The sequence below is a fragment of the Nocardia sp. NPDC050710 genome, assembly GCF_040654375.1.
Classification (GTDB): Bacteria; Actinomycetota; Actinomycetes; order Mycobacteriales; family Mycobacteriaceae; genus Nocardia.
Genome location: NZ_JBFAHV010000045.1, coordinates 1 through 5650, shown reverse-complemented (window position 1 = coordinate 5650; position 5650 = coordinate 1). Strand labels below are relative to the sequence as shown.

General features: G+C 63.0%; 1 protein-coding gene. It reads left to right on the top strand.

What is annotated here, in order from left to right; translation table 11 throughout:
* Positions 1 to 96 precede the first annotated feature (96 nt).
* Positions 97 to 5650, top strand: a 5554-nt coding sequence (locus tag AB0H61_RS38420) for an SDR family NAD(P)-dependent oxidoreductase (RefSeq protein ID WP_357313701.1), incomplete at its 3' end; no start/stop codon positions are given.

Below are 5650 nucleotides of genomic sequence, written 5' to 3'. Positions count from 1 at the left end.
TTCCGATATGTGCGACATGTAATACATCGAATTTTGGCCTCATAAACGAAACTTCACCGGCCAGTCACGGTGACCGTAGGAAGAGCTAGAGCAATAATGACGAAGCCCGACGACAATACTCAGAAGCTAGCGCAGGCATTGCGTGTCTCGCTCAAAGAGACCGAGCGACTGCGTGCCCGAAACCGCAAGCTCGATGCAGCCCTTCGTGAGCCGATTGCGATCGTGGGTATGGCGTGTCGGTATCCGGGCGGGGTGGGTTCGCCGGAGGACCTGTGGCGGTTGGTTGCCGAGGGGGGCGATGCAACGTCGGAGTTTCCGGTGAATCGAGGTTGGGATGTAGATCGCCTTTACGATCGGACCGGTGAAACGCCGGGTAGCACTTACACCCGTGCGGGTGGTTTCCTGCATTCGGCTGGCGAATTCGATCCTGCGTTCTTCGGTATCAGTCCCAATGAGGCCACGATGATGGATCCGCAGCAGTTCTTGTTGTTGGAAACCTCATGGGAGGCATTGGAGCGGTCCGGTGTCGACGTGGGTTCGTTGCGTGGCAGTTCGACCGGGGTATTCACCGGCATGATGTATCACGACTATCCGGCCAACGCGAATGCGGGATCTATTGCGTCCGGTCGGGTGTCGTATGTTTTCGGTTTCGAGGGTCCGTCGGTCACGGTGGATACGGCGTGTTCGTCGTCGCTGGTGGCGATGCATTTGGCGGCGGGGTCTTTGCGGTCGGGTGAGTGTGATTTGGCGTTGGCCGGTGGTGTGACGGTGATGGCGACCCCGGAGACCTTTGTGGAGTTCAGTCGTCAGCGGGGTTTGTCGCCGGATGGTCGGTGTAAGTCTTTTGCTGATGCGGCTGATGGGGTGGGTTGGTCCGAGGGTGTCGGTGTGTTGGTGTTGGAGCGGCTTTCCGACGCTCGCCGTAATGGTCATCAGGTTCTTGCGGTGATTGCTGGTTCGGCGGTGAATCAGGATGGTGCGTCGAATGGTTTGACCGCGCCGAATGGTCCGTCGCAGCGTCGGGTGATCCGCCAGGCGCTGGCCAATGCCGGGGTATCCCCGGGCGAGGTCGATGTGGTGGAAGCTCACGGCACCGGTACCACTTTGGGTGACCCGATCGAAGCTCAGGCGTTGTTGGCGACCTACAGGCAGGATCGGGATCGCCCGTTGTGGTTGGGGTCGTTGAAGTCCAATATCGGTCATGCCCAGGCTGCTGCGGGTGTGGGTGGTGTGATCAAGATGGTAATGGCGATGCGCCACGGTGTGTTGCCACAAACGCTGCATGTTGATCGGCCGAGTACCAAAGTTGATTGGTCCCGGGGCAATATCCAGTTGTTGACCGAGCCGCAGTCATGGCCGGTGTCCGATCGGCCGCGTCGTGCTGGTGTGTCGTCGTTCGGTATCAGTGGCACGAATGCTCACGTCATCGTCGAACAAGCCCCGGTGATCGAGCCGGCGGTGGACCCGGTGGTGAAGACCGTCCCGGCAGGTGGAGTGTTGCCGTGGGTGGTTTCGGCGCGCAGTGGTGAGGCCCTTGCCGGTCAAGCTACTCGCTTGGCGGCACGAATCGGCAACCCGGAATTGCCTGTGGGTGAGAAGGATTCGGTCGATGTAGGTTTTTCGCTGGCGTCCACTCGTGCTGTTTTCGAGCATCGCGCTGTTGTCCTGGCCGACAACGGTGATGGTCTGCTGGCGGGTGTGCGGGCATTGGCTGCGGGTGAGCAGGCTCCTGGCGTGGTGTCCGGTCGTGTGGTGTCGGGTTCGACGGGTGTGGTGTTTTCGGGTCAAGGTGCGCAGTGGGCGGGTATGGCCACCGAGCTGCGTGCTGCGTATCCGGTGTTCGCCGAGGCTTTCGATGCGATTGTCGCTGCGTTGGATCCGTCACTGGGACAGTCGGTTTCGCTGAGTGTGGCGTTGGCGTCCGAGGATCTGGTTGATCGGACGGTGTTCGCGCAGGCGGGTTTGTTCGCGTTCGAGGTGGCGTTGTTCCGGCTGCTCGAGTCGTGGGGTGTTCGCCCGGATGTGGTGGCCGGTCACTCGATCGGGGAAGTGGCTGCCGCGCATGTGGCGGGTGTGTTGTCGCTGGCGGATGCGTGTGTGCTGGTGGCTGCGCGTGGTCGGTTGATGCAAGCGCTGCCCGCTGGTGGGGCGATGGTCGCTGTTGGTGCTTCGGAGGCCGAGGTGCTGCCGCTGCTGCTGGATGGCGTGTCGATCGCGGCGGTGAATGGTCCGTCGTCGGTGGTGTTGTCCGGTGTCGAGGACGCGGTCTCGGCTGTTGTCGAGGCGTGTACCGGGCGTGGTTGGCGGACGAAGCGGTTGCGTGTTTCGCATGCTTTCCATTCGGCGTTGATGGAGCCGATGCTGGCCGAGTTCCTTTCGGCTATCGCGGGTTTGGCGTTTACTCGCCCGAGTATTCCGTTGGTGTCGACGGTGACCGGTGTCCGTGTCGAGCGCGAGATGTGTGATCCGTCGTATTGGGTGGGTCAGGTTCGTGAGACGGTGCGGTTCGCTGATGCGGTCACTGCGATGGCGGGGATGGGGGTGACCCGGTTCGCCGAGGTCGGTCCCGATGCGGTGTTGACTCCGATGGTCACCCAGACTTTCGACGATGGGCGGATGAGTGCGGGGGCTGCGGTCGTGGCTCCTGTTGTGGTGGCTTTGGCGCGTAGAAACCAGGCCGATCCGTCCACGCTGTTGGGTGGGGTGGCAGGGTTGTTCGTCTCGGGCGCTGATGTGGACTGGGCCGGTTTCTACGCTGGTTCCGGAGCTGAGCGAATCGATCTGCCTACCTACGCTTTTCAGCATCGGCGTTATTGGATGGCCGAACGTTCCGCTGGTGGTGGCGCTCGGGCGATGGGTCTGGTCGCTACCGGACACCCCCTGGTTTCCGCGGTGGTGTCACAACCGGATTCCGATGTGGTCGCTGTCAGTGGCCGCCTGTCGGTGCAGACGCACCCATGGCTGGCCGATCACACTGTGATGGACACTGTGTTGTTCCCTGGTACCGGTCTTGTCGAGCTTGCCCTGCATACCGGGGAGCAGGTGGGCTGTTCGAGTCTCGATGAGCTGGTTCTGCGGGCTCCGCTGGTGCTGTCGGAGTCCGGCGGGGTTGCGGTGCGTGTTGTGGTTGGTGCCGAGGACGAGACGGGTCGTCGCGGGGTGCGGATCTTCTCCCGCCCCGATGATGGCGTTGATTCGTTGCCGTCGTGGACGTTGAACGCCGAGGGCGTGCTCGCATCGGAATTCGATAGCGCGGCTGTGGATCTGGTGCAGTGGCCTCCCGCCGACGCGGTCGCCGTGGATATCGATGGTGTGTATGACTCCCTCGATGTGCAGGGCTACCACTACGGTCCGATGTTCCAGGCGCTTCGGTCGGTGTGGCGTGGATCCGACGGGCTGCTGTATGCCGAGGTCGAATTGCCTGAGCAGGCCCGGGCCGAGGCAGAACGCTTCGGTGTGCATCCGGCGTTGCTGGATGCGGCGTTGCATGCGTTGCGTTTTGTCGATGACACCTCGGCGGATGGAACCGGGCTGGCGTTGCCGTTCGAGTGGTCCGGTGTCACCGTGCATGCGGCTGGGGCTGATGCGTTGCGTGTCCGGCTCACCCGTGTCGGCGAGCACGCGGTGGCTTTGGATCTCGCGGACTCGATCGGTGCTCCGGTGGCGACGGTGCGGCAGCTGGCTTCCCGGCCGATCGATCCCGCGCAGCTCACCACCGGCGCATCCGTCGTCGGTAACGCGTTGTTCCAGATCGGCTGGACACCGATCTCGGTGCCTGAGGCCGAGGCCACCGCTGTGGGGTGGGCAGACCTCGGTGACGAGGTGGTTCCGCAGGTGGTGGTGTTGGAGTGCCCGGCGGGTAATGATCCCGCCGCCGTTCACACCGCGACCCATGCTGTTCTGGAGGTTCTGCAGTCCTGGATCGCCGATCATCGGTTCGGTGAATCGGTGCTGGTGGTTCGGACCAGTGGTGCGGTGTCGGTTGCCGGGGAGGATATTACGAATCTGGCCGGTGCGGCGGTGGGTGGTCTGGTTCGTTCGGCGCAGGCGGAGAGTCCCGGTCGGATCGTGTTGATCGACACCGATTCCGAACTCGATGGGCTGCTGGGTGGGATTCTGGCTGCGGACGAACCGCAGGTGGCGGTGCGTGAGGGGCAGGTACACATCGCGCGACTCGCCAGAGTCGATTCCACGGCGGTCGTTTCCGCTGAAACCGCTTCGGCGACCACCTCTTTCGGTCCGGACGAAAGTGTTCTGATCACCGGTGCGGGTGGGTTGCTCGGTGGGCTGTTCGCCCGGCATCTGGTTGCCACGCGCGGTGTCCGTCGCTTGCTGCTGTTGAGCCGTCGCGGTGAATCTGCCCCCGGCGCCACCGAGCTGCGTGCGGAGTTGCAGCATCTCGGTGCGGAGGTCGAGTTCGTGGCGTGCGATGTGGCCGATCGTGGTGCGCTCGCTGAGGTGCTGGCCGATGTTCCTGTCGCCCGTCCACTCACCGGTGTGTTCCACATGGCCGGGGTGCTCGATGATGGTGCTATCGGTTCGCTGACTGCGGATCGGATGGATGCGGTGCTGGGGCCCAAGGTCGATGCTGCGCTGCATTTGCATGTACTGACCGCGGATCTGCCGTTGAAGGCGTTCGTGTTGTTCAGTTCGGTGGCGGGTGTGTTCGGCAGTGCCGGTCAAGGTAACTATGCCGCGGCCAACGCGTGTCTGGATGCTCTGGTGGCGCAGCGCAGGGCCTCGGGTAGGTGCGGTCAGTCCTTTGCCTGGGGTCTGTGGGACGGGGGTATGGCCGAGCAACTCAGCGACGTCGACCGTCACCGCATGTCCCGCTCGGGCATGCTGCCGCTCTCCGAGGAGCAGGGTCTCGCGCTGTTCGACGCCGCGACAGGGATGGACACGGCCACCGTCGTCCTTGCCCGTTTGGACCTGGATGCTATGCACGGCGCGGGATTCGTCGCGCCCGCACTGGTTTCCGCGCTGATTCCGCATCGCCGTAAAGCCGCCTCGGGTGCCTTCACGGTGCTGCGTGCTCGTTTGGCGAATACTCCTGATAGTGAGCGTTTCGGTGTTCTCGTGGAGATCGTGCGTGGTCAGGTTGCGGCGATTCTGGGTCATCAGAACGCGAATGCGGTCGCGGCGGATAAGGCGTTCAGCGAGCTGGGCTTCGATTCGGTCAGTGCGATCGAGTTCCGCAACGCCCTCAAAACCGTCACAGGCCTGCGACTGCCTGCGACGTTGGTGTTCGACTATCCGACACCGCAGGCTTTGGCGAAATATCTGGCCGACGAGTTCACCGGCACCAGCCGGGATATCGAGGTCATTGCCAGCAGAGCTGTTGACGACGATCCGATCGCTCTGGTTGCGATGGCCTGTCGTTATCCGGGTGGTGTTGCCTCGCCTGAAGACCTGTGGAGTCTGGTCATGTCGGGCGTCGATACCACCGGCGAGTTACCGATGGATCGTGGCTGGGACATCAATGGTATTTACGATCCCGAACCCGGCAAGGCAGGTAAGACCTACACCCGTCGGGGTGGATTCCTGTACTCCGCAGGCGACTTCGATCCGGATTTCTTCGGGATCGGCCCCAACGAGGCAACGATGATGGATCCCCAGCAGCGGTTGCTGTTGGAGGTGTCGTGGGAGGCGT